The organism is Bacillus sp. ok061 (assembly GCF_900108285.1).
Classification (GTDB): Bacteria; Bacillota; Bacilli; order Bacillales; family Bacillaceae_G; genus Bacillus_A; species Bacillus_A thuringiensis_S.
Genome location: NZ_FNUW01000008.1, coordinates 107,238 through 128,426 on the forward strand (window position 1 = coordinate 107,238; position 21,189 = coordinate 128,426).

Consider the following 21,189-nt stretch of genomic DNA (forward strand, 5'->3'; position numbering starts at 1 on the left):
TGAATAAAAGGAAGGGAAATCCGTATGATAGCTCGTTTTTTTATAGATAACAGTTATAGCAACGGAGAATAGGAGGAAGGCCTTTCGTGTTTTTAAAAAGATTAGAAATAGCAGGATTTAAGTCTTTTGCTGAGCGTGTATCTGTTGATTTTGTCCCAGGTGTAACTTCTGTAGTAGGACCTAATGGAAGCGGGAAAAGTAATATTACTGATGCGATTCGCTGGGTACTTGGTGAACAATCTGCAAAATCATTACGTGGTGCAAAGATGGAGGATATTATTTTTGCAGGCAGTGATACGAGGAGAGCGGTTAATGTTGCTGAAGTAACAATAACTTTAAATAATGAAGATCAACGTTTACCAATTGAATACAATGAGGTGTGTGTAACACGTCGTGTATCTCGTTCAGGTGATAGTGATTTTTATATTAATAAACAATCATGTAGATTGAAAGATATTATCGATTTATTTATGGACTCTGGTATGGGAAGAGAAGCTTTTTCAATTATTAGCCAGGGGAAAGTGGAAGAGATTTTAAGTAGTAAGTCAGAAGAGCGTCGAGGTGTATTTGAAGAAGCGGCAGGCGTACTAAAATACAAACTTCGCAAAAAGAAAGCTGAAGGGAAATTAGCAGAAACACAAGAAAACTTAAATCGTGTACAAGATATAATTCATGAATTAAGTAGTCAAGTAGAACCTTTAGAAAGACAAGCTTCTATTGCGAAAGATTATCTTGAGAATAAAGAAGAATTAGAGAAAGTAGAAGCTGCGCTTATTGTACATGAAATTGAAGAATTGCATGAGAAATGGGAAGCGCTTCGAAATCAGTTTGGGCATAATAAAGACGAAGAAGCTAAAATGTCAACGGATTTACAAAAAAGTGAAGAAGAGCTTGAGGAATTACGAGGACAATTACAAGCGGTAGATGAGTCTGTAGATTCGTTGCAAGAAGTACTTCTTCTTTCTAGTAAAGAGCTAGAAAAACTAGAAGGGCAGCGCGAGTTGTTAAAAGAGAGAAAGCAAAATGCTACGACGCATTGTGCGCAACTTGAGCAGTTAATTGTTGAATTAACAGAGAAAGCTAAAAGTTACGATGGTGAAATTGCGTCAAGTACAGAAGCTTTAATGCAATTTGTGAATGAAGTAAAAGAGTTAGAGCAAAAATTGCATGATAATGAGCAACTGCTTGCTACTTTTGCTGACAATTTAGAGGAACAAATTGAGAATTTAAAAGGTGACTATATTGAACTTTTAAATCAACAAGCCAGTCATCGTAATGAATTATCTATGATTGAAGAACAATCTAAACAGCAAACGTCTAAAAACGAGCGGCTGGATGAAGAGAATGCGAAATATGTAGAAATGCGTATGGAAATTACAGCGAAAAAGACGAAACTTGTAGAAAATTACGAACAAGTGAAAGAAAAAGTAGCTGGCATCCTCTCAAACATACAGAAGACAGAAGCGGCGCTCGGGAAATGTAAGACGCAGTATAGTGAAAATGAAACAAAACTGTATCAAGCATATCAATTTGTGCAACAGGCACGTTCTCGAAAAGAAATGCTTGAAGAGATGCAAGAAGATTATTCTGGTTTCTATCAAGGTGTACGTGAAGTATTGAAAGCTAGAGAAAATAGGTTGCAAGGTATCGAGGGTGCTGTTGCGGAACTGTTAAAGGTACCTAAAGAATACGAAGTTGCAATGGAAATCGCTCTAGGTGCAGCGATGCAGCACATTGTTGTACAAACAGAGGAACATGCTCGTAATGCAATTGCATTTTTAAAGCAAAATAAACATGGGCGTGCAACGTTTTTACCGCAAGCTGTTATTAAAAGCAGGTCGTTATCATTTGAGCAATTACGCATTGTAAATCAACACCCATCGTTTGTAGGTGTGGCGGCAGAACTTGTGCAGTACAATAATAAATATGAAAATGTAGTTTCAAATTTATTAGGTACTGTTATTGTTGCGAAAGATTTACGCGGAGCAAATGAGTTGGCGAAACAACTGCAATACCGTTATCGCATTGTAACAATCGAAGGTGACGTAGTGAATCCTGGCGGTTCTATGACTGGTGGAGCGGTAAAACAAGCGAAATCTTCTTTATTAGGACGCCAACGTGAACTGGAAGAGTGGACTCGCAAGTTAACTGATATGGAAGAAAAAACAACGAAGTTAGAAAACTTTGTTAAAGCAGTAAAACAAGAGATTCAAGAAAAAGAAGTGAAAATACGCGAACTAAGGCAAACTGTAGAAGCAGAGCGTGTAGATGAGCAGAAATTAAGAGAAGAGATTAATCGTTTAGAATTAGAAGAACATCGTATTAATGACCGCTTGTCTATTTATGATTTAGAGATTGAAGGTTTTTTACAAGATCGAGTAAAAATACAAGGGCGTAAAGAGGCGTTAGAAGGGACTTTAACGAATCTTCAAGCTGATATCACAGAGTTAGATAGTAAAATTGTAGCTTTAACAAAACAAAAAAGTGAGCAACATTCTTCAAAAGAAAAAGTTCAACAAGAAATGACTGAGTTAAAAGTGCTGGCAGCTGAAAAGCAACAACGCTTATCTAATCAAAAAGAAAAAGTTGAACGATTTACGAAGGAAAAAGAAGAAACGGATGCGACACTTGTAAAAACGAAAGAGGATTTAGCTTTCTTAAAACAAGAAATGACATCTAATTCAAGTGGTGAAGAGCAAATTACGAATATGATTGAAAAGAAAGCGTATGATCGTAATCAAACTTCAGAATTAATTCGCTCTCGTCGCGAACAACGTGTCTCGTTGCAAGAGAGAGTAGAACATTTAGAGCGTAATTTGAAAGAAACGACAGGTAAACATAAATATATTATTGAAATGTTGAAAGATCAAGAAGTGAAAATAAACCGACTTGATGTAGAGTTGGAAAATAGATTACAACATTTACGTGAAACATATACGATTTCATTTGAAGCGGCAAAACTAAAATATACAATGACAATGCCTGCAGAAGATGCGCGTAAGAAAGTAAAATTAATCAAATTATCCATAGAAGAGTTAGGTACAGTGAACCTAGGGGCAATTGATGAATATGAACGCGTAGCGGAGCGTCATACATTCTTACTAGAGCAGAGAGACGACCTAGAAGAAGCGAAAACGACATTGCACCAGCTTATTACCGAAATGGATGAAGAAATGAAAAAACGCTTTTTTACTACGTTTGAAGGCATTAGAATGGAGTTTCAATCGGTATTCTCTGAGTTGTTTGGAGGCGGAAGAGCGGATTTAGTAATGACTAATCCAGAGGATTTACTAAATACGGGTATTGATATTGTAGCACAACCGCCAGGGAAGAAACTGCAGAACTTAGGTTTACTTTCAGGCGGAGAGCGTGCTTTAACGGCAATTGCGCTTTTATTTGGTATTTTAAAAGTGCGCCCAGTACCGTTCTGTGTACTAGATGAGGTAGAGGCGGCCCTTGATGAAGCCAATGTAGCTCGTTTTGCACAGTATTTAAAGAAATTCAGTGATGAGACGCAGTTTATTGTAATTACACATAGAAAAGGTACAATGGAAGAGTCTGATGTGTTGTACGGTGTAACAATGCAAGAATCAGGGGTATCTAAACTTGTTTCGGTGCGTTTAGATGCCGGAGAAGAACTTATTGCAAGTGAATAGGAAGGATGGGAAAGTATGAGTTTTTTTAAAAAACTAAAAGAAAAAATTTCAAAACAAACGGATACAGTTACAGAGAAATTTAAACACGGATTAGAAAAAACTAGAAATTCATTTGCGGATAAAGTGAATGATTTAGTGTATCGTTACCGTAAAGTGGACGAAGATTTCTTCGAAGAGTTAGAAGAAATCTTAATCGGTGCAGACGTTGGCGTTGCAACGGTAATGGAATTAATTGATCAATTGAAAGAAGAAGTACAACGTCGTAACATTCAAGATCCAAAAGAAGTACAAGCTGTTATTTCAGAAAAACTAGTAGGAATTTACAAAGGTGACAGCGATTTTAGTAACGAAATTAATATGCAAGAAGACCAATTAACGGTTGTTTTATTTGTTGGTGTTAACGGTGTAGGAAAAACGACGACAATTGGTAAACTGGCGCATAAGTTTAAATCAGAAGGTAAGTCAGTCCTATTGGCGGCAGGAGACACATTCCGTGCTGGGGCGATTGAACAATTAGAAGTATGGGGCGATCGCGTTGGTGTAGAAGTGATTAAACAAGGATCTGGATCTGATCCAGCGGCGGTTATGTATGACGCTGTACAAGCTGCAAAAGCACGTAAGGTAGATGTATTACTATGTGACACAGCAGGACGCTTGCAAAATAAAGTAAACTTAATGAAAGAGTTAGAGAAGGTGAAGCGTGTAATTGAGCGTGAAGTACCAGGTGCTCCTCATGAAGTATTGCTTGTTATTGATGCAACAACAGGACAAAACGGTTTAAGTCAAGCGAAAACATTCCGTGAAGCAACGAATGTAACTGGTATTGTTTTAACGAAGTTAGATGGAACTGCTAAAGGTGGTATTGTATTAGCGATTCGTAACGAAATGGATGTACCGGTGAAGTTTGTTGGATTAGGAGAGCAAATGGATGACTTGCAGCAGTTTGATCCAGAACAATATGTGTATGGTTTATTTGCGAACTTAGTAGAAACAGAAGAAGCATAAGCGAAAGAAGCGGTATTTCCGCTTCTTTTTCTATAAAAATATATGATGTTAAGAAAAAAACTTGACACTCTTTTGGACTCCATGTAAACTAATTCATGTAAAGGGAAATCACTTAACAAAGGATGATCCAACATGCTCGAAAAAACAACGAGAATGAACTATTTATTTGATTTTTATCAATCGTTGTTAACGCAAAAACAAAGAAGTTATATGTCGCTTTATTATCTAGATGATTTATCTCTTGGTGAAATTGCGGAAGAATTTGATGTAAGTCGCCAAGCCGTGTATGATAACATTAAACGGACTGAAGCGATGCTTGAAGAATATGAAGAAAAATTAGTATTACTTCAAAAGTTTCAAGAGCGACAGCGACTTGTTGCAAAGCTAAAACAGCTAATCAGCGAAGAAGAGCATGTGAATGAAGAAATGAAACAAGTTGTTGAAGCTATCGAAAAATTAGATTAGGAGGGCGGCAATATGGCATTTGAAGGATTAGCCGACCGACTTCAACAGACAATGCAAAAAATCCGCGGCAAAGGAAAAGTTTCTGAAGCCGATGTGAAAGAAATGATGAGAGAAGTTCGTCTAGCTCTTTTAGAAGCAGATGTTAACTTTAAAGTAGTAAAAGATTTTGTGAAGCGTGTGTCTGAACGTGCTGTCGGACAAGATGTAATGAAAAGTTTGACACCTGGACAACAAGTAATTAAAGTTGTACAGGAAGAACTTACAGAACTTATGGGTGGAGAGCAGAGCAAAATTGCTGTTGCTAATAAGCCACCGACTGTTATTATGATGGTTGGTCTGCAAGGTGCGGGTAAAACAACGACGACAGGTAAGCTTGCGAATTTGCTTCGTAAAAAGCATAATCGTAAACCGATGCTTGTTGCAGCGGATATTTACCGTCCAGCAGCGATTAAACAGCTTGAAACATTAGGGAAGCAATTGGACATGCCTGTATTTTCTTTAGGAGATCAAGTAAGTCCTGTTGAAATTGCGAAACAAGCGATTGCAAAAGCAAAAGAAGATCATCATGATTATGTTTTAATCGATACAGCGGGTCGCCTGCATATTGATGAAGAACTAATGGATGAATTAGCGAAAGTGAAAGAAGTTGCGAAACCGGATGAAATTTTCCTTGTTGTCGATGCGATGACGGGACAAGACGCGGTAAATGTTGCACAAAGTTTCCATGAACAGTTAGGTTTAACAGGTGTTGTATTAACGAAATTAGATGGTGATACGCGCGGTGGTGCTGCATTATCTATTAAGGCTGTAACAAACACACCGATTAAATTTGCTGGTATGGGTGAAAAACTAGATGCAATTGAAGCGTTCCATCCAGAGCGTATGGCATCCCGTATTTTAGGGATGGGCGATGTCTTAACATTGATTGAAAAAGCGCAAGCTACAGTTGATGAAGAGAAAGCAAAAGAACTTGAGCAAAAAATGCGTACGCTTTCGTTTACGCTTGACGATTTCCTAGAACAACTTGGACAAGTGCGTCAACTTGGACCGCTTGATGAATTGTTAGGAATGCTTCCTGGTGCAAATAAAATTAAAGGGCTGAAAAATGCGCAAGTTGATGAAAAACAAATTGGGCATATTGAGGCAATTATTCGTTCTATGACTAAATTAGAACGAGAACAACCGGAAATAATCAATGCTAGTCGCAAAAAGCGCATTGCCAAAGGTAGCGGTACAACTGTACAAGAAATCAATCGTCTAATTAAGCAATTCGATGACATGAAAAAAATGATGAAGACGATGACGGGAATGCAAAAAGGCAAGAAAAAAGGACTAGGTGGATTGAAGTTTCCATTCATGTAAGGAAAAAAAGATGGCTCTGTTAAGAAAAAATACTTTACAAAGCAATAGTCTTTTTGCTAATATAATTATCTGTGTGAAATAAATTCGGAGGTGCTTTATAAATGGCAGTTAAAATTCGTTTAAAACGTATGGGAGCTAAAAAAACTCCTTTCTATCGTGTAGTTGTTGCAGATTCTCGTTCTCCTCGTGACGGACGTTTCATTGAGGAAATCGGAACTTACAATCCAGTTGCTCAACCAGCTGAAGTTAAGATCGACGAAGAAGCAGCATTAAAATGGTTAGGAAATGGTGCTAAACCATCTGATACAGTTCGTAACTTATTCTCTAACCAAGGTATCATGGAGAAATTCCACTTATCTAAACAAGGTAAGTAATTGAGGCAATGACTATGAAGAAGTTAGTCGAGACGATTGTCAAGCCTCTTGTCGATCATCCTGAAGATGTAAAAGTTACACAGGAACTTTGCAACGGAGAGATAAAGTATCGATTAACTGTACATCCTGAGGATGTTGGGAAAGTCATTGGAAAGCAAGGGAGAGTTGCGAAAGCGATTCGAATGCTCTTGTATTCAGTGGGACATCATAATGATGAAAAAGTAACACTGGAAATTCAATAAACGTAAAAAGGGCGAGGAGTTATTCCTCTCCCTTTTTTAACATTTAAATAGAGATTGCATGTTCCATCTATGAAATGGAGATGCTTAATTTATATAGAAACCAGGGGGGACATACTATTTATGACAAAGTGGTTTAACGTAGGGAAAATTGTAAATACTCATGGAGTAAGAGGAGAAATCCGTGTGATTTCTCGTACTGATTTTCCAGAAGAGCGATATAAAGTAGGAAACACGCTATACATATCGAATGAGAAAGACACAGACTATCTTCCAGTGAAGGTAACTTCTCATCGCCAACATAAGACATTCGATTTATTAACATTTGAAGGATATAACAATGTAGATGAAGTAGAGAAGTTTAAAGGTTCTTTAATAAAAGTACCGGAAGAGCAGTTAGGTGAACTTTCTGAAGGTGAATACTACTATCACGAAATTATTGGTTGCAGCGTTGTAACGGAAGAAGGAGAAGCGCTAGGGACAATCAAAGAGATTCTCTCTCCTGGTGCAAATGATGTTTGGGTGATTAAACGTCCGAAGGGTCAAGATCTCTTAATTCCTTATATTGATGACGTTGTACTTCAAGTTAATATTGAAAATAAATTAGTAACCATTCATGTAATGGAAGGGTTGCTATAATGAAAATTGATATTTTAACGTTGTTCCCAGACATGTTTACCGGTGTATTTGGATCTTCTATATTAAAGAAGGCGCAAGAAAAAGAAGCGGTAAACCTTCGTGTTGTTAACTTTCGTGATTATACAACAAGTAAGCATAATAGCGTAGACGATTATCCTTACGGCGGAGGAGCTGGTATGGTGCTTACTCCTCAGCCTATTTTTGATGCTGTAGAAGATTTGACGAAAGAGACAGAGCGTAAGTCGAGAGTTGTCTTAATGTGTCCGCAGGGCGAAAGATTTACGCAGAAGAAAGCGGAAGAGCTTGCAGGGGAAGAACATTTGATCTTTGTATGTGGGCATTATGAAGGGTATGACGAACGAATTCGTGAGCATCTCGTAACGGATGAGATTTCTATTGGTGACTATGTATTAACGGGCGGAGAATTAGCTTCTATGGTTATTACTGATAGTGTTGTACGTCTCTTGCCAGGCGTGCTAGGAAATCATGCTTCACAAGTAGAGGATTCGTTTAGTACAGGTTTATTAGAGCATCCTCATTATACACGTCCGGCTGATTTTCGTGGTATGAAGGTACCGGATGTATTAATGTCAGGGAATCATAAAAATATTGATGAATGGCGACATAAGGAATCTTTGCGCCGTACGTATACGCGTAGACCTGATTTGTTAGATGATAGAGATCTATCTAAACAAGAGAAAAAATGGCTTGAGGAAATAAAGCGAGAGCAGTAATAACTTCATATATTTGCTATTGCAACAGGCCTAGTAATATGCTATTATAACATTTGTGCTACTGAAATCAGTAGCCGTATTAACGATGTTCCGCTGTAATTTATTAAGACTTTATAAGAGCATCTGTTTAAAGGAGAGAATTTAATATGCAACAATTAATCGCAGAAATTACAAAAGGCCAATTAAAAACTGACCTTCCTTCATTCCGTCCTGGTGACACTTTACGTGTACACGTAAAAGTTGTTGAGGGAACTCGTGAAAGAATTCAGCTTTTCGAAGGTGTTGTAATTAAACGTCGTGGTGGCGGAATTAGTGAAACATTCACAGTTCGTAAGATTTCTTACGGTGTAGGTGTTGAGCGTACATTCCCAGTTCACACGCCAAGAATCGCGAAAATCGAAGTACTTCGCCGTGGTAAAGTACGTCGTGCTAAGTTATACTACTTACGTAACCTTCGCGGTAAAAAAGCACGTATTAAAGAAATTCGATAAGACATGTATGGGAGCTTGTAAATGCACAAGCTCCCTTTTTCCAATCTATATGAAATTTTGGTATAATACGAACAGCTTACATAACCGTGGAGGGGAAATGCATGAAAAAAGAGAAGAGTTCACTTTGGGAATGGATTAAAGCAATTTTGATTGCTGTTGTATTAGCTGGTGTTATTAGACAGTTTTTCTTTGCGCCAATTCTCGTAGACGGGGTATCGATGGCACCTACTTTACATGATCGTGATCGAATGATTGTGAATAAAATTGGTTATCACATTGGAGATCCAAAACGCTTTGATATTATCGTATTTCGAGCAACAGAAGATAAAGATTACATTAAGCGCATTATAGGCCTACCAGGCGATGAAATAGAGTATCGTAATGATAAGCTGTATGTTAACGGAAAGGCTTATGAGGAGCCGTATTTAGACAAGCAGAAAAAGCAAATTGCTGACGGACCGCTTACATATGATTTTAATCTTGAAGAAATGACAGGCAAGAAAACCGTTCCAAAAGATCAATTATTTGTTTTAGGTGATAATCGTCGTTTTAGTAAAGATAGCCGTTCAATCGGTACGATTTCAATGGATCAAGTAATTGGTAAAGCTAATATGTTATATTGGCCGTTAGAAGACGCACGTATTGTGAAATAAATGAAAAAGAAGGTGGCAACATGGTAATTCAATGGTTTCCAGGGCATATGGCGAAGGCTAGACGCCAAGTAACGGAGAAATTAAAATTAATTGATGTTGTAATTGAACTTGTAGATGCTCGATTACCATTATCATCTCGAAACCCAATGATTGATGAAATCATTACACATAAGCCGAGGCTTGTTGTTTTAAATAAAGCGGATATGGCAGATGACCGTTTAACAAAACAATGGATCGCATATTTTAAAGAAAAAGGCCATATGGCAATTTCGATTAACGCGCAAGCTGGACAAGGTATGAAAGAAATTGCAGCAGCTTGTAAAGTGCTTGTTAAAGAAAAATTTGATAAAATGGTTGCAAAAGGTATTAGACCGAGAGCGATTCGTGCATTAATTGTAGGTATACCAAATGTTGGTAAATCTACATTAATTAATAAATTGGCAAAGAAAAATATTGCTAAAACAGGAGATCGTCCAGGTGTGACAACAGCTCAACAATGGATTAAAGTTGGGAAGGAAATGGAATTGTTAGATACGCCAGGTATTCTGTGGCCTAAATTTGAAGATCAATTAGTGGGTCTTCGCTTAGCGACGACGGGTGCAATTAAAGATTCAATTTTAAATTTACAAGATGTAGCTGTTTACGCATTACGTTTTATGGAGAAACATTATCCAGAACGCTTGAAAGAACGCTATAATTTAAATGAGATTCCAGAAGATATTGTGGAATTATTCGATGCAATTGGAAAAAATAGAGGCTGCTTAATGGGCGGCGGAATGATTGATTATGATAAGACATCTGAGCTTGTACTTCGTGAGCTTCGTGGTGGCAAACTTGGAAAAATGACGTTTGAAACACCGGAAGAGTTTGCAGAGCAAGTAGAAGATGTGGAAAAAATAGAAGAAGTATAAGACGTGCGTTTGTGCGTCTTTTCTTTTTGGATACGTTTAAAAAGGAGTTTGTATAAATGCAAAAAATGACGATAAAAGAAGCGGAAAATGTATTGAAAGAAATTATGAATGAAGAAGATGATCGCTTTCAACTGTTAATGAAAGATGAGCGAAAAGGCGTTCAAAAGCTCGTTTTGAAGTGGTATAAACAAAAAGAGTTAGAACAGAAAGAAAAAGAGAATTTTTTTGAAATGTCCAAGTATGAAAATGCTTTGCGTGAAAAAGGGGTCACATATATCGCGGGTATTGATGAAGTAGGGCGTGGCCCGTTGGCTGGGCCTGTTGTGACGGCAGCTGTCGTCCTTCCAGAGGATTTTTATATTCCAGGGTTAAATGACTCAAAAAAGCTGAGTGAAGCGAAACGTGAGCGTTTTTATGATGAAATAAAAGTACAAGCAATTGCAATTGGCGTAGGAATTGTATCACCGCAAGTTATTGATGACATTAATATTTACCAAGCAACGAAACAAGCGATGTTAGATGCAGTTGCAAATTTATCTTGTACACCCCAACATTTATTAATTGATGCGATGAAGCTTCCTACACCAATTCCGCAAACCTCAATTATTAAAGGTGATGCGAAAAGTATTTCTATTTCAGCTGCATCTATTATTGCGAAAGTAACGAGAGATCGTATGATGAAAGAACTGGGAGAAAAGTATCCTGAATACGGATTTGAGCAACATATGGGATATGGCACAAAGCAACATTTAGAGGCAATTGAAGTGCATGGAGTATTAGATGAACACCGAAAGTCATTCGCGCCAATTAAAGATATGATTCAAAAATAAGCTGTAAATATACAGCTTATTTTTTATTTTGGCATATAAACATTACTATTTTCGAAAAAGAATAAAGCGATTTCAGTTTTCTGACACTTTATTGTAGACAGCGTGCCAATCATCTTATACAATGGCAATGTAATGTTTTTTAAACATTAAAAAACTTTTCGAGTAAAACAGGAAAACAGGGGAGGATGGGACCATGAATATCCATGAGTACCAAGGTAAGGCAGTCCTTAGAAGCTATGGGGTTAGCGTTCCGAACGGGAAGGTTGCATTTACAGTAGAAGAAGCTGTAGAAGCAGCGAAAGAACTAGGAACAGATGTATGTGTAGTGAAAGCACAAATTCACGCTGGTGGACGCGGCAAAGCTGGCGGAGTAAAAGTTGCAAAAAATTTAGATGAAGTTCGTACATATGCAGAAAGCATTTTAGGAACTACACTTGTGACACATCAAACAGGTCCTGAAGGTAAGGAAGTAAAACGCTTACTTATCGAAGAAGGTTGCGATATTAAAAAAGAATATTATGTAGGTCTAGTTTTAGATCGTGCAACTTCTCAAGTTGTTTTAATGGCGTCTGAAGAAGGCGGAACAGAAATTGAAGAAGTAGCAGAAAAAACACCTGAAAAAATCTTTAAAGAATATATTGATCCAGCAGTAGGCTTACAAGGTTTCCAAGCACGCCGAATTGCATTTAACATCAATATTCCAAAAGAGCTTGTAGGACAAGCTGTGAAGTTTATGATGGGCTTATACCGTGCGTTTATCGAAAAAGATTGCTCTATCGCTGAGATTAACCCACTTGTTACAACAGGTGAAGGTAAAGTTATGGCATTAGATGCAAAATTAAACTTTGATTCTAATGCGTTATATCGCCATAAAGACATTTTAGAGCTTCGTGATCTTGATGAAGAGGATTCAAAAGAAATTGAAGCTTCAAAATACGACTTAAACTACATTCCTTTAGATGGAAATATCGGTTGTATGGTTAATGGTGCAGGTTTAGCGATGGCTACAATGGATATCATTAAACATTACCACGGTGACCCAGCTAACTTCTTAGATGTTGGTGGCGGTGCAACTGCTGAAAAAGTTACAGAAGCATTCAAAATTATCCTTTCTGACAAAAATGTAAAAGGTATCTTCGTTAACATTTTTGGTGGCATTATGAAGTGTGATGTTATTGCAGAAGGTGTTATTGAAGCAACGAAACAAGTAGGTCTTGAGTTACCTTTAGTTGTACGTCTTGAAGGTACAAACGTAGAACTAGGTAAGAAAATTTTAAATGAGTCTGGCTTAAATATTGTTGCAGCAGAATCTATGGCAGACGGTGCACAAAAAATTGTTTCACTAGTGGGCTAATAGAAAGCGGGGGAGAAAAATGAGCGTATTAGTTAATAAAGATACAAAAGTTATTGTTCAAGGTATTACAGGTTCTCAAGGTTTATTCCATACAAAACAAATGATTGAATACGGTACGAAAATTGTCGGTGGTGTAACACCAGGTAAAGGCGGCACTGATATTGAAGGTGTACCAGTATTTGATACAGTAGAAGATGCAGTGAAAGCAACAGGCGCAAACGCTTCAGTTGTATACGTTCCACCCGCTTTTGCGGCAGATGCAATTATGGAAGCAGTTGATGCAGAAATTGATTTAGTAGTATGTATTACTGAAGGAATTCCTGTATTAGATATGGTAAACGTAAAGAGATATATGGCTGGTAAACATACACGTTTACTTGGACCAAACTGCCCAGGTGTAATCACACCAGATGAATGTAAGATTGGTATTATGCCAGGATATATTCATAAAAAAGGTCATGTTGGTATCGTATCTCGCTCTGGTACATTAACGTATGAAGCTGTACATCAGTTAACACAAGAAGGTATTGGCCAATCTACTGCTGTAGGTATCGGCGGAGACCCTGTTAACGGTACAGACTTTATTGATGCGTTAAAAGCATTTAATGAAGATGAAGAAACACATGCTGTAATTATGATTGGTGAAATCGGCGGTACAGCAGAAGAAGAGGCAGCTGAATGGGTAAAAGCTAATATGACAAAACCTGTTGTAGGCTTCATTGGTGGTCAAACAGCGCCTGCTGGCAAACGTATGGGCCATGCTGGTGCAATCATTTCTGGCGGTAAAGGAACTGCTGCTGAAAAGATTAAAACAATGGAAGCTTGTGGCATTAAAGTAGCTGAAACTCCAGCAGTTATGGGAGAAACGCTAATCTCTGTTTTAAAAGAAAAAGGTCTATTTGAGACTTGCAAAAACTATTAATCTGTTGAAAGACACCTTCTTACTTGAGGGTGTCTTTTTGCACTTTTTTCTGTTTACATAATAAAAATTATGGGTAAGGAGAATCAAGATGAAAAGAGAGCGGTTATTACATCTTCATTACTTGCTAGCAGATTATTGGAAAGCGATGGAGAGGCTACTATATGTCGATCCAGAATTAAAGAACATATATACTTTTAACGAAAAACAAATGGAGCACTACACTGGAATATCCTCGAAAAAATCTTCAGAACTAGTGAAATTTCTTCAAAGTTCAAATCTTCCGCAATATATATCTTATTTAGAGAAAAATCGTATCTTTTATATAACGATATGGGATGAAAATTATCCGCAATTATTACGTGAAATACAAGACCCTCCCTTCGTTTTATATGGAAAAGGAGAGAAAGATTTTCTAAATAAAGTAACTAAATTGGCAGTTGTTGGAACGAGAGAACCATCATTATATGGTCATGAGAGCTTGAAATTTATTTTACACCCTTTATTAGAAAGAGAGTGGCTTATTGTCAGTGGGTTTGCAAAAGGGATAGATACAATGTCTCATGAGATTACAGTAAGGCATCATTGCCCCACTATTGCGATATTAGGGCACGGATTGTCGTTTATGTATCCGAAAGAAAATAGACATTTATATGAAATGTGGAAGGAATATATATTGTTATTGACAGAGTATCCTCCGCACTATGCACCGAAAAAATGGTATTTTCCAAAAAGGAACCGGATTATTAGTGGTATAAGTAAAGGTGTTTTAGTTGTAGAAGCGAAATCGAGAAGTGGAACACTTATTACTGCAGACCTTGCGTTAGAGCAAAATAGAGAGGTGTTTGCACTTCCTGGACCTATATTTATAGAGGGGGCATCAGGAACGAATCATCTTATTCAACAAGGAGCAAAATTAGTAAGAAATGCAGAAGATATCTTGGAAGAGATTTTAAATTAACCTTATATTTTTAAATTTTTATTAAACAATTATTGACAAATGGTAGATTGGCACTGTATGGTATATTCATTCTTGATTGACAAAAACAAGAGAAATCAATAAGATTAATGAAGACTTGAATCCACCTCTTAAGGAGGCACTAGCATGTCAGATTACCTCGTGATCGTGGAGTCGCCTTCTAAGGCGAAGACCATTGAGAAATATTTAGGGAAAAAATACAAAGTTGTCGCGTCTATGGGACATGTTCGCGATTTGCCAAAAAGTCAAATGGGGATAGAAGTAAAGAACAACTTCACCCCGAAGTATATTACCATTCGTGGTAAAGGTCCCGTCTTAAAAGATTTAAAATCAGCGGCGAAAAAAGCAAAGAAAGTCTATCTCGCGGCCGATCCAGACCGCGAAGGGGAAGCAATCGCTTGGCATTTAGCGAATACGTTAAATGTGGACGTTGAATCAGATTGTCGGGTTGTGTTTAATGAGATTACGAAAGATGCAATCAAAGAATCATTTAAACATCCTCGTGCAATTAATATGGATTTAGTAGATGCACAACAAGCAAGACGTATACTTGATCGTCTTGTTGGTTACAACATTAGTCCTTTATTATGGAAGAAAGTAAAAAAAGGATTAAGTGCAGGGCGTGTACAATCTGTAGCAGTTCGTTTAATCATCGAACGTGAAAAGGAAATTCAAAGCTTTGAACCTGAAGAATTCTGGACAATTAAAACAGAATTTGTAAAAGGAAAAGACACATTTGAAGCAAGCTTTTACGGTGTAGATGGGGAAAAGGTTCAATTAACGAATGAAACGCAAGTGAATGAAATAATTGAACAGATGAAAGACAATGCGTTTTCAGTTGAAAATGTAACGCGCAAAGAGCGAAAACGTAATCCTGCATTACCGTTTACAACATCTTCCTTGCAACAAGAAGCAGCACGTAAGTTAAACATGCGAGCAAAGAAAACGATGATGCTTGCACAGCAATTGTATGAAGGGATAGATCTTGGAAAACAAGGAACTGTAGGTCTTATTACGTATATGAGAACTGATTCAACACGTATCTCAGAAACAGCTCAAACAGAGGCTCGTACTTACATCACTGAAGCGTATGGTACGGAATACATAGGAACAGAAAAGAAGAAAGAAACGAAAAAGTCAAATGCACAAGATGCACATGAGGCAATTCGTCCTACTTCGGTAATGAGAAAGCCAGAGGAACTAAAAAGTTTCTTAAGTCGTGATCAACTTCGATTATATAAATTGATTTGGGAGCGATTTGTTGCAAGTCAAATGGCGTCTGCTATAATGGATACTGTGACAGCGAGACTCATTAATAACAATGTTCAGTTCCGTGCAAGTGGATCGGTTGTAAAGTTCCCAGGATTTATGAAAGTGTATGTAGAGTCGAAAGATGATGGTGCTGAAGAAAAGGATAAGATGTTGCCGCCTTTAGAAGTAGGGGAAACTGTATTTTCAAAGGATTTAGAACCGAAGCAACATTTTACACAACCTCCTCCGCGCTATACAGAGGCTCGTCTAGTAAGAACACTTGAAGAACTTGGAATTGGAAGACCGTCGACTTATGTACCTACACTTGAAACGATTCAAAAACGTGGATATGTAGGCTTGGATAATAAACGCTTCGTTCCGACTGAACTTGGTGAAATAGTAATTGAACTTATTTTAGAATTTTTCCCGGAAATTATTAACATTGAATTTACTGCCAATATGGAGCAAAGCCTTGATGAAGTGGAAGAAGGAAATGCCAATTGGGTGAAAATTGTTGATGATTTCTACGTAGGATTTGAACCGCGCTTAGAAAAAGCGGAAAAAGAAATGCGTGAAGTGGAAATTAAAGATGAGCCAGCTGGGGAAGACTGTGAATTATGCGGACATCCAATGGTCTTTAAAATGGGTAAATACGGGAAGTTTATGGCTTGTTCGAATTTCCCTGATTGTCGTAATACAAAACCGATTGTGAAAGAAATCGGTGTAACTTGTCCGAAATGTGAAGAAGGACAAATTATTGAGCGTCGTAGTAACAAAAAGAAACGCCTTTTCTATGGATGCGGTACGTATCCAGAATGTGACTTTGTATCTTGGGATAAGCCGATTGGTCGTAAATGTCCGAAGTGTGAAGGCATGCTTGTAGAGAAGAAGTTGAAAAAAGGCGTGCAAGTACAATGTATTTCGTGCGATTATGAAGAAGAACAACAAATGTGAGCGTAACTGCTCACATTTTTTTCGGGAAGAAAAGGAAAGGTGATATATATGACAACACAAGTAGTAAACGTCATTGGCGCAGGTCTTGCAGGAAGTGAAGCGGCTTACCAAATTGCAAAACGTGGTGTCCAAGTTAGATTATATGAAATGAGGCCGGTAAGGCAAACGCCAGCTCATCACACAGATAAATTTGCTGAATTAGTATGTAGTAACTCACTTCGTGCAAACACTTTAACAAATGCAGTTGGAGTTATTAAAGAGGAAATGCGTTTAATGGATTCTGTAATTATTCGTGCGGCAGATGAGTGCTCTGTACCAGCTGGAGGTGCTTTAGCTGTAGACCGTCATGAGTTCGCAGCTAAAGTAACAGAATACGTAAAAAACCATCCGAATGTAACTGTAGTGAACGAAGAGCTTACTGAAATTCCAGAAGGACCAACAATTATTGCAACAGGTCCACTTACATCTCCTGATCTTGCTGCACAATTAAAAGAACTAACAGGTGAAGATTATTTCTATTTCTACGATGCGGCAGCACCAATCGTAGAAAAAGACAGTATTGACATGAATAAAGTATATTTAAAATCGCGTTATGACAAAGGGGAAGCTGCATATTTAAATTGCCCAATGACAGAAGAAGAGTTTGACCGTTTTTATGAGGCTTTAATTGCTGCTGAGACAGTGCCTTTAAAAGAGTTTGAAAAAGAAATTTTCTTTGAAGGTTGTATGCCAGTAGAAGTTATGGCAAGTAGAGGGAGACAGACGCTAGTATTTGGACCTATGAAACCTGTTGGATTGGAAGATCCAAAAACAGGGAAAACGCCATATGCTGTTGTTCAGTTACGTCAAGATGATGCAGCAGGAACTTTATACAATATCGTAGGTTTCCAAACGCATTTAAAGTGGGGACCACAAAAAGAAGTGCTACAGTTAATTCCGGGACTGGAAAATGCAGAGATTGTACGTTATGGTGTAATGCATCGTAATACGTTTATTAATTCACCTAATTTGCTTCGTCCAACATATCAATATAAACAACGTGATGATTTATTCTTCGCTGGTCAAATGACTGGAGTAGAGGGATATGTTGAATCAGCAGCATCAGGATTATTAGCAGGAATTAATGCTGCACGTCTTGTGCAAGGTGAAGAGCCAGTTGTATTACCGTCAGTAACTGCAATGGGCAGCATGGCAAATTACATTACGGCAACGAACGCTAAAAACTTCCAACCGATGAATGCGAACTTCGGTCTATTTGCACCGTTAGAGAAGAAGATCAAAAAGAAAGCGGAACGAAATGAAGCATACGCAACACGCGCTTTAGAAACAATTCAAAATTTTGTAAATATTTAGTTAAATTTCTTGCAAAGGCTACTAAGTTGTGATACGATTTAGTAGCCTTTATTGAGGTGAGTTGTGTGAATGTGAAGAAATTGTTACAATTATTCGTTGGATATTTACAAATTGAAAGAAATTATTCAAAATATACAATTGCAAGTTATCAAAATGATTTAGAACATTTTGTGCAATTTATGGAGCGAGAAGGCATATCCTCTTTTTTAGACGTTACATACGCGGATGTTCGTTTGTACTTAACGACGTTGCACGATGAAAAGTTAGCCCGTAAATCTGTCGCAAGAAAAGTATCAAGCTTACGAAGTTTATATCGTTTTTTGATGCGTGAAGGTTATCGGAAAGATAATCCGTTTGCACTTGCGTCACTCCCCAAAAAAGAATTGTCAATCCCAAAGTTTTTATATGCTGAAGAGTTAGAGGAATTATTTGAAGTTTCTGACACGGGAACACCATTAGGTCAAAGGAATCAAGCTTTATTAGAGTTGATGTATGCGACCGGAATCCGTGTGAGTGAATGTGTCAATTTACAACTTACTGATATTGACTTTGCGGTGGGAACAATTTTAGTAATGGGAAAAGGAAAAAAACAAAGGTATATTCCGTTCGGAAGCTATGCGCAAGATTCTTTAATTACTTATATAGAGAATGGGAGAAAACAGTTAGTTAATAAGACTGACGAAGACTCTCGTATGGTGTTTTTAAATGCGAAAGGTACACCGCTAACAAGTCGTGGAGTACGTTATGTTTTAAATGAACTCATTAAAAAGGCTTCACTGACAATGCGAATAAGTCCCCATATGTTAAGGCATACATTTGCTACACATATGTTAGATGAAGGGGCGGATTTACGTACTGTACAGGAGCTATTAGGTCATGAGAATTTGTCGACCACACAAATTTATACGCATGTCTCTAAAGAAAGATTGCGTTCTGTTTACATGAAGCATCACCCGCGGGCATAAATTGCTTTAAAAGCTATAAAAACAAATAAAGGAGTTTTTTCTATGGGGAATTTCCACGCTACAACGATATTTGCAGTTCATCATAATGGAGAATGTGCAATGGCTGGAGATGGTCAGGTGACAATGGGAAATGCTGTTGTAATGAAACATACAGCTCGTAAAGTTCGCAGACTTTTCCAAGGTAAAGTTTTAGCTGGTTTTGCAGGTTCAGTTGCTGATGCATTTACTCTTTTTGAAATGTTTGAAGGAAAATTAGAAGAGTATAATGGCAACTTGCAGCGTGCTGCTGTTGAAATGGCAAAACAATGGCGTGGCGATAAAATGTTACGTCAACTAGAAGCGATGCTCATTGTCATGGATAAAACAACTATGCTCCTTGTTTCAGGTACAGGAGAAGTGATTGAACCGGATGATGGTATTTTAGCAATTGGATCTGGTGGGAATTATGCACTTTCTGCAGGTCGTGCTTTAAAGCAATATGCAAGTGAACACTTAACAGCGAAACAAATTGCGAAAGCGAGTTTAGAGATTGCTGGCGATATTTGTGTTTATACGAATCACAACATAATTGTTGAAGAATTGTAGAATCGTAAGGGAGGCATTTTATATGCATTTACATTTTACTCCGCGCCAAATTGTGGAAAAATTAGATCAATACATCATCGGTCAAAAAGACGCAAAGAAAGCGGTTGCTGTAGCGTTGAGAAATCGATACCGTCGCAGTAAATTAGCTGAAAATTTACGTGATGAAATAGCACCTAAAAACATTTTGATGATTGGACCGACAGGTGTTGGAAAAACAGAGGTAGCACGACGAATGGCGAAACTCGTTGGAGCACCTTTTATTAAGGTTGAGGCTACAAAATTCACAGAAGTTGGATATGTGGGTAGAGATGTAGAGTCGATGGTACGTGACCTTGTGGAAACATCGGTTCGTATCGTAAAAGAAGAAATGGTAGTGAAAGTTCAAGATAAAGCAGAAGAGCAAGCGAATCAACGTCTTGTTGAAATTTTAGTACCGAGTCCGGAGAAGCAATCTGGATTTAAAAATCCATTAGAGATGCTTTTTGGGGGCGCTCAAAATTCGAGTCAAACGTCTGATACACAAGAAGATGGTGAAATCGAAAAGAAACGTCAAGATGTGGAGAGAAAGCTTGCTGCAGGGCTTCTTGAAGACGAAATTGTATCGATTGAAGTGACTGAGCAACAGTCGTCAATGTTTGATATGTTACAAGGAACTGGCATGGAACAAATGGGAATGAATTTCCAAGATGCGTTAGGGAGTTTTATGCCGAAAAAAACAAAAAAACGTAAACTTTCTGTAAAAGAAGCAAGAAAACTCTTGACAAATGAAGAGGCACAGCGCTTAATTGATATGGATGAAGTTACACAAGAGGCTGTTTATCGTGCTGAACAGCTCGGGATTATTTTTATCGATGAAATTGACAAAATTGCTGGTAAGCAGTCGAATAGCGTAGATGTATCACGTGAAGGTGTGCAACGTGACATTTTGCCAATTGTAGAAGGGTCGAATGTTGCGACAAAATACGGATCAGTAAAAACGGATTATATTTTATTCGTTGCAGCTGGAGCGTTCCATATGTCTAAACCGTCGGATTTAATTCCGGAATTGCAAGGGAGATTTCCGATTCGAGTAGAATTAACAAAATTATCGACAGACGATTTTGTTAAAATATTAATCGAGCCTGACAATGCGTTAATTAAACAATATATGGCATTATTAGCGACTGAAGGTATAGAAATTGAATTTTCAGACGAAGCTATTCGTAAGATTGCTGAGATTGCTTATCAAGTTAATCAGGATACAGATAATATTGGAGCAAGAAGACTTCATACGATTATGGAGAAGCTCCTTGAAGATTTATCGTTTGAAGCATCTGAAATTACGTTAGAGAAAATAACGATAACCCCTCAATACGTTGAGGAGAAATTAGCAACAATTGCTAAAAATAAAGATGTGAGCCAGTTTATTTTGTAATAGTGTCATCAGGTGACTCGCCCTAGTTTCCAAGTGATGAAAAAATATGTGAGTAA

General features: G+C 37.7%; 20 protein-coding genes. All 20 read left to right on the top strand.

Annotated elements, in window-relative coordinates; genetic code table 11:
- Positions 1-86 precede the first annotated feature (86 nt).
- The 20 genes from smc to hslU all read left to right on the top strand — a co-directional run bounded on the left by smc (position 87) and on the right by hslU (position 21,133).
- Entirely contained in the window at positions 87-3,656 is a 3,570-nt protein-coding gene (smc, locus tag C4S65_RS13395) for a chromosome segregation protein SMC (protein WP_086407618.1), read from the top strand.
- A 15-nt stretch (positions 3,657-3,671) separates the two neighbouring features.
- Positions 3,672-4,661: a signal recognition particle-docking protein FtsY gene (ftsY, locus tag C4S65_RS13400; protein ID WP_000007641.1), complete on the top strand. Its 990-nt coding sequence runs from the start codon at positions 3,672-3,674 to the stop codon at positions 4,659-4,661.
- A gap of 132 nt (positions 4,662-4,793) precedes the next feature.
- Complete coding sequence (locus C4S65_RS13405; protein WP_000891062.1) at positions 4,794-5,126, top strand: putative DNA-binding protein; 333 nt, start codon at positions 4,794-4,796, stop codon at positions 5,124-5,126.
- A 12-nt stretch (positions 5,127-5,138) separates the two neighbouring features.
- Positions 5,139-6,488 (top strand): signal recognition particle protein, encoded by a 1,350-nt coding sequence (gene ffh / locus C4S65_RS13410; RefSeq protein ID WP_000863460.1) that lies wholly within the window; start codon positions 5,139-5,141, stop codon positions 6,486-6,488.
- A 101-nt stretch (positions 6,489-6,589) separates the two neighbouring features.
- The gene (gene rpsP / locus C4S65_RS13415) at positions 6,590-6,862 is read left to right on the top strand and encodes a 30S ribosomal protein S16 (protein WP_000268748.1); all 273 of its coding nucleotides are present in this window, start codon (positions 6,590-6,592) and stop codon (positions 6,860-6,862) included.
- A 14-nt stretch (positions 6,863-6,876) separates the two neighbouring features.
- A complete protein-coding gene (locus C4S65_RS13420; protein WP_000737393.1) occupies positions 6,877-7,104 on the top strand; it encodes a KH domain-containing protein in 228 nt (75 codons plus the stop codon).
- 120 nt (positions 7,105-7,224) lie between these two features.
- Positions 7,225-7,740 (top strand): ribosome maturation factor RimM, encoded by a 516-nt coding sequence (gene rimM, locus C4S65_RS13425; protein ID WP_000170273.1) that lies wholly within the window; start codon positions 7,225-7,227, stop codon positions 7,738-7,740.
- Positions 7,740-8,474, top strand: coding sequence for a tRNA (guanosine(37)-N1)-methyltransferase TrmD (gene trmD, locus C4S65_RS13430; protein ID WP_086407617.1), 735 nt, complete (start codon positions 7,740-7,742; stop codon positions 8,472-8,474). Before rimM ends, trmD begins: the two co-directional genes overlap by 1 nt.
- Before the next feature lie 146 nt (positions 8,475-8,620).
- Positions 8,621-8,965 (top strand): 50S ribosomal protein L19, encoded by a 345-nt coding sequence (gene rplS / locus C4S65_RS13435; RefSeq protein WP_001186516.1) that lies wholly within the window; start codon positions 8,621-8,623, stop codon positions 8,963-8,965.
- Between the two features lie 101 nt (positions 8,966-9,066).
- A complete protein-coding gene (lepB, locus tag C4S65_RS13440) occupies positions 9,067-9,618 on the top strand; it encodes a signal peptidase I (RefSeq protein WP_000711853.1) in 552 nt (183 codons plus the stop codon).
- A gap of 20 nt (positions 9,619-9,638) precedes the next feature.
- Complete coding sequence (ylqF, locus tag C4S65_RS13445; RefSeq protein ID WP_000236702.1) at positions 9,639-10,529, top strand: ribosome biogenesis GTPase YlqF; 891 nt, start codon at positions 9,639-9,641, stop codon at positions 10,527-10,529.
- A gap of 56 nt (positions 10,530-10,585) precedes the next feature.
- Positions 10,586-11,359 carry a ribonuclease HII gene (locus tag C4S65_RS13450; RefSeq protein ID WP_001171121.1) on the top strand — a complete coding sequence of 258 codons (774 nt, stop codon included), beginning with the start codon at positions 10,586-10,588 and terminating at the stop codon, positions 11,357-11,359.
- Positions 11,360-11,552: 193 nt separating this feature from the next.
- Complete coding sequence (gene sucC, locus C4S65_RS13455) at positions 11,553-12,713, top strand: ADP-forming succinate--CoA ligase subunit beta (protein ID WP_001020791.1); 1,161 nt, start codon at positions 11,553-11,555, stop codon at positions 12,711-12,713.
- 19 nt (positions 12,714-12,732) lie between these two features.
- Complete coding sequence (gene sucD / locus C4S65_RS13460; RefSeq protein WP_000115178.1) at positions 12,733-13,635, top strand: succinate--CoA ligase subunit alpha; 903 nt, start codon at positions 12,733-12,735, stop codon at positions 13,633-13,635.
- 88 nt (positions 13,636-13,723) lie between these two features.
- On the top strand, positions 13,724-14,593 hold the full coding sequence (dprA, locus tag C4S65_RS13465; RefSeq protein ID WP_000818045.1) for a DNA-processing protein DprA: 870 nt from the start codon (positions 13,724-13,726) through the stop codon (positions 14,591-14,593).
- A 144-nt stretch (positions 14,594-14,737) separates the two neighbouring features.
- Complete coding sequence (gene topA, locus C4S65_RS13470; RefSeq protein ID WP_001286957.1) at positions 14,738-16,816, top strand: type I DNA topoisomerase; 2,079 nt, start codon at positions 14,738-14,740, stop codon at positions 16,814-16,816.
- A 48-nt stretch (positions 16,817-16,864) separates the two neighbouring features.
- Entirely contained in the window at positions 16,865-18,169 is a 1,305-nt protein-coding gene (trmFO, locus tag C4S65_RS13475; RefSeq protein WP_000213006.1) for an FADH(2)-oxidizing methylenetetrahydrofolate--tRNA-(uracil(54)-C(5))-methyltransferase TrmFO, read from the top strand.
- 65 nt (positions 18,170-18,234) lie between these two features.
- A complete protein-coding gene (xerC, locus tag C4S65_RS13480; protein ID WP_001101245.1) occupies positions 18,235-19,134 on the top strand; it encodes a tyrosine recombinase XerC in 900 nt (299 codons plus the stop codon).
- A 42-nt stretch (positions 19,135-19,176) separates the two neighbouring features.
- Positions 19,177-19,719, top strand: coding sequence for an ATP-dependent protease proteolytic subunit HslV (gene hslV, locus C4S65_RS13485; RefSeq protein ID WP_000526274.1), 543 nt, complete (start codon positions 19,177-19,179; stop codon positions 19,717-19,719).
- A 22-nt stretch (positions 19,720-19,741) separates the two neighbouring features.
- Complete coding sequence (gene hslU / locus C4S65_RS13490; RefSeq protein WP_000550084.1) at positions 19,742-21,133, top strand: ATP-dependent protease ATPase subunit HslU; 1,392 nt, start codon at positions 19,742-19,744, stop codon at positions 21,131-21,133.
- Positions 21,134-21,189: the final 56 nt, after the last annotated feature.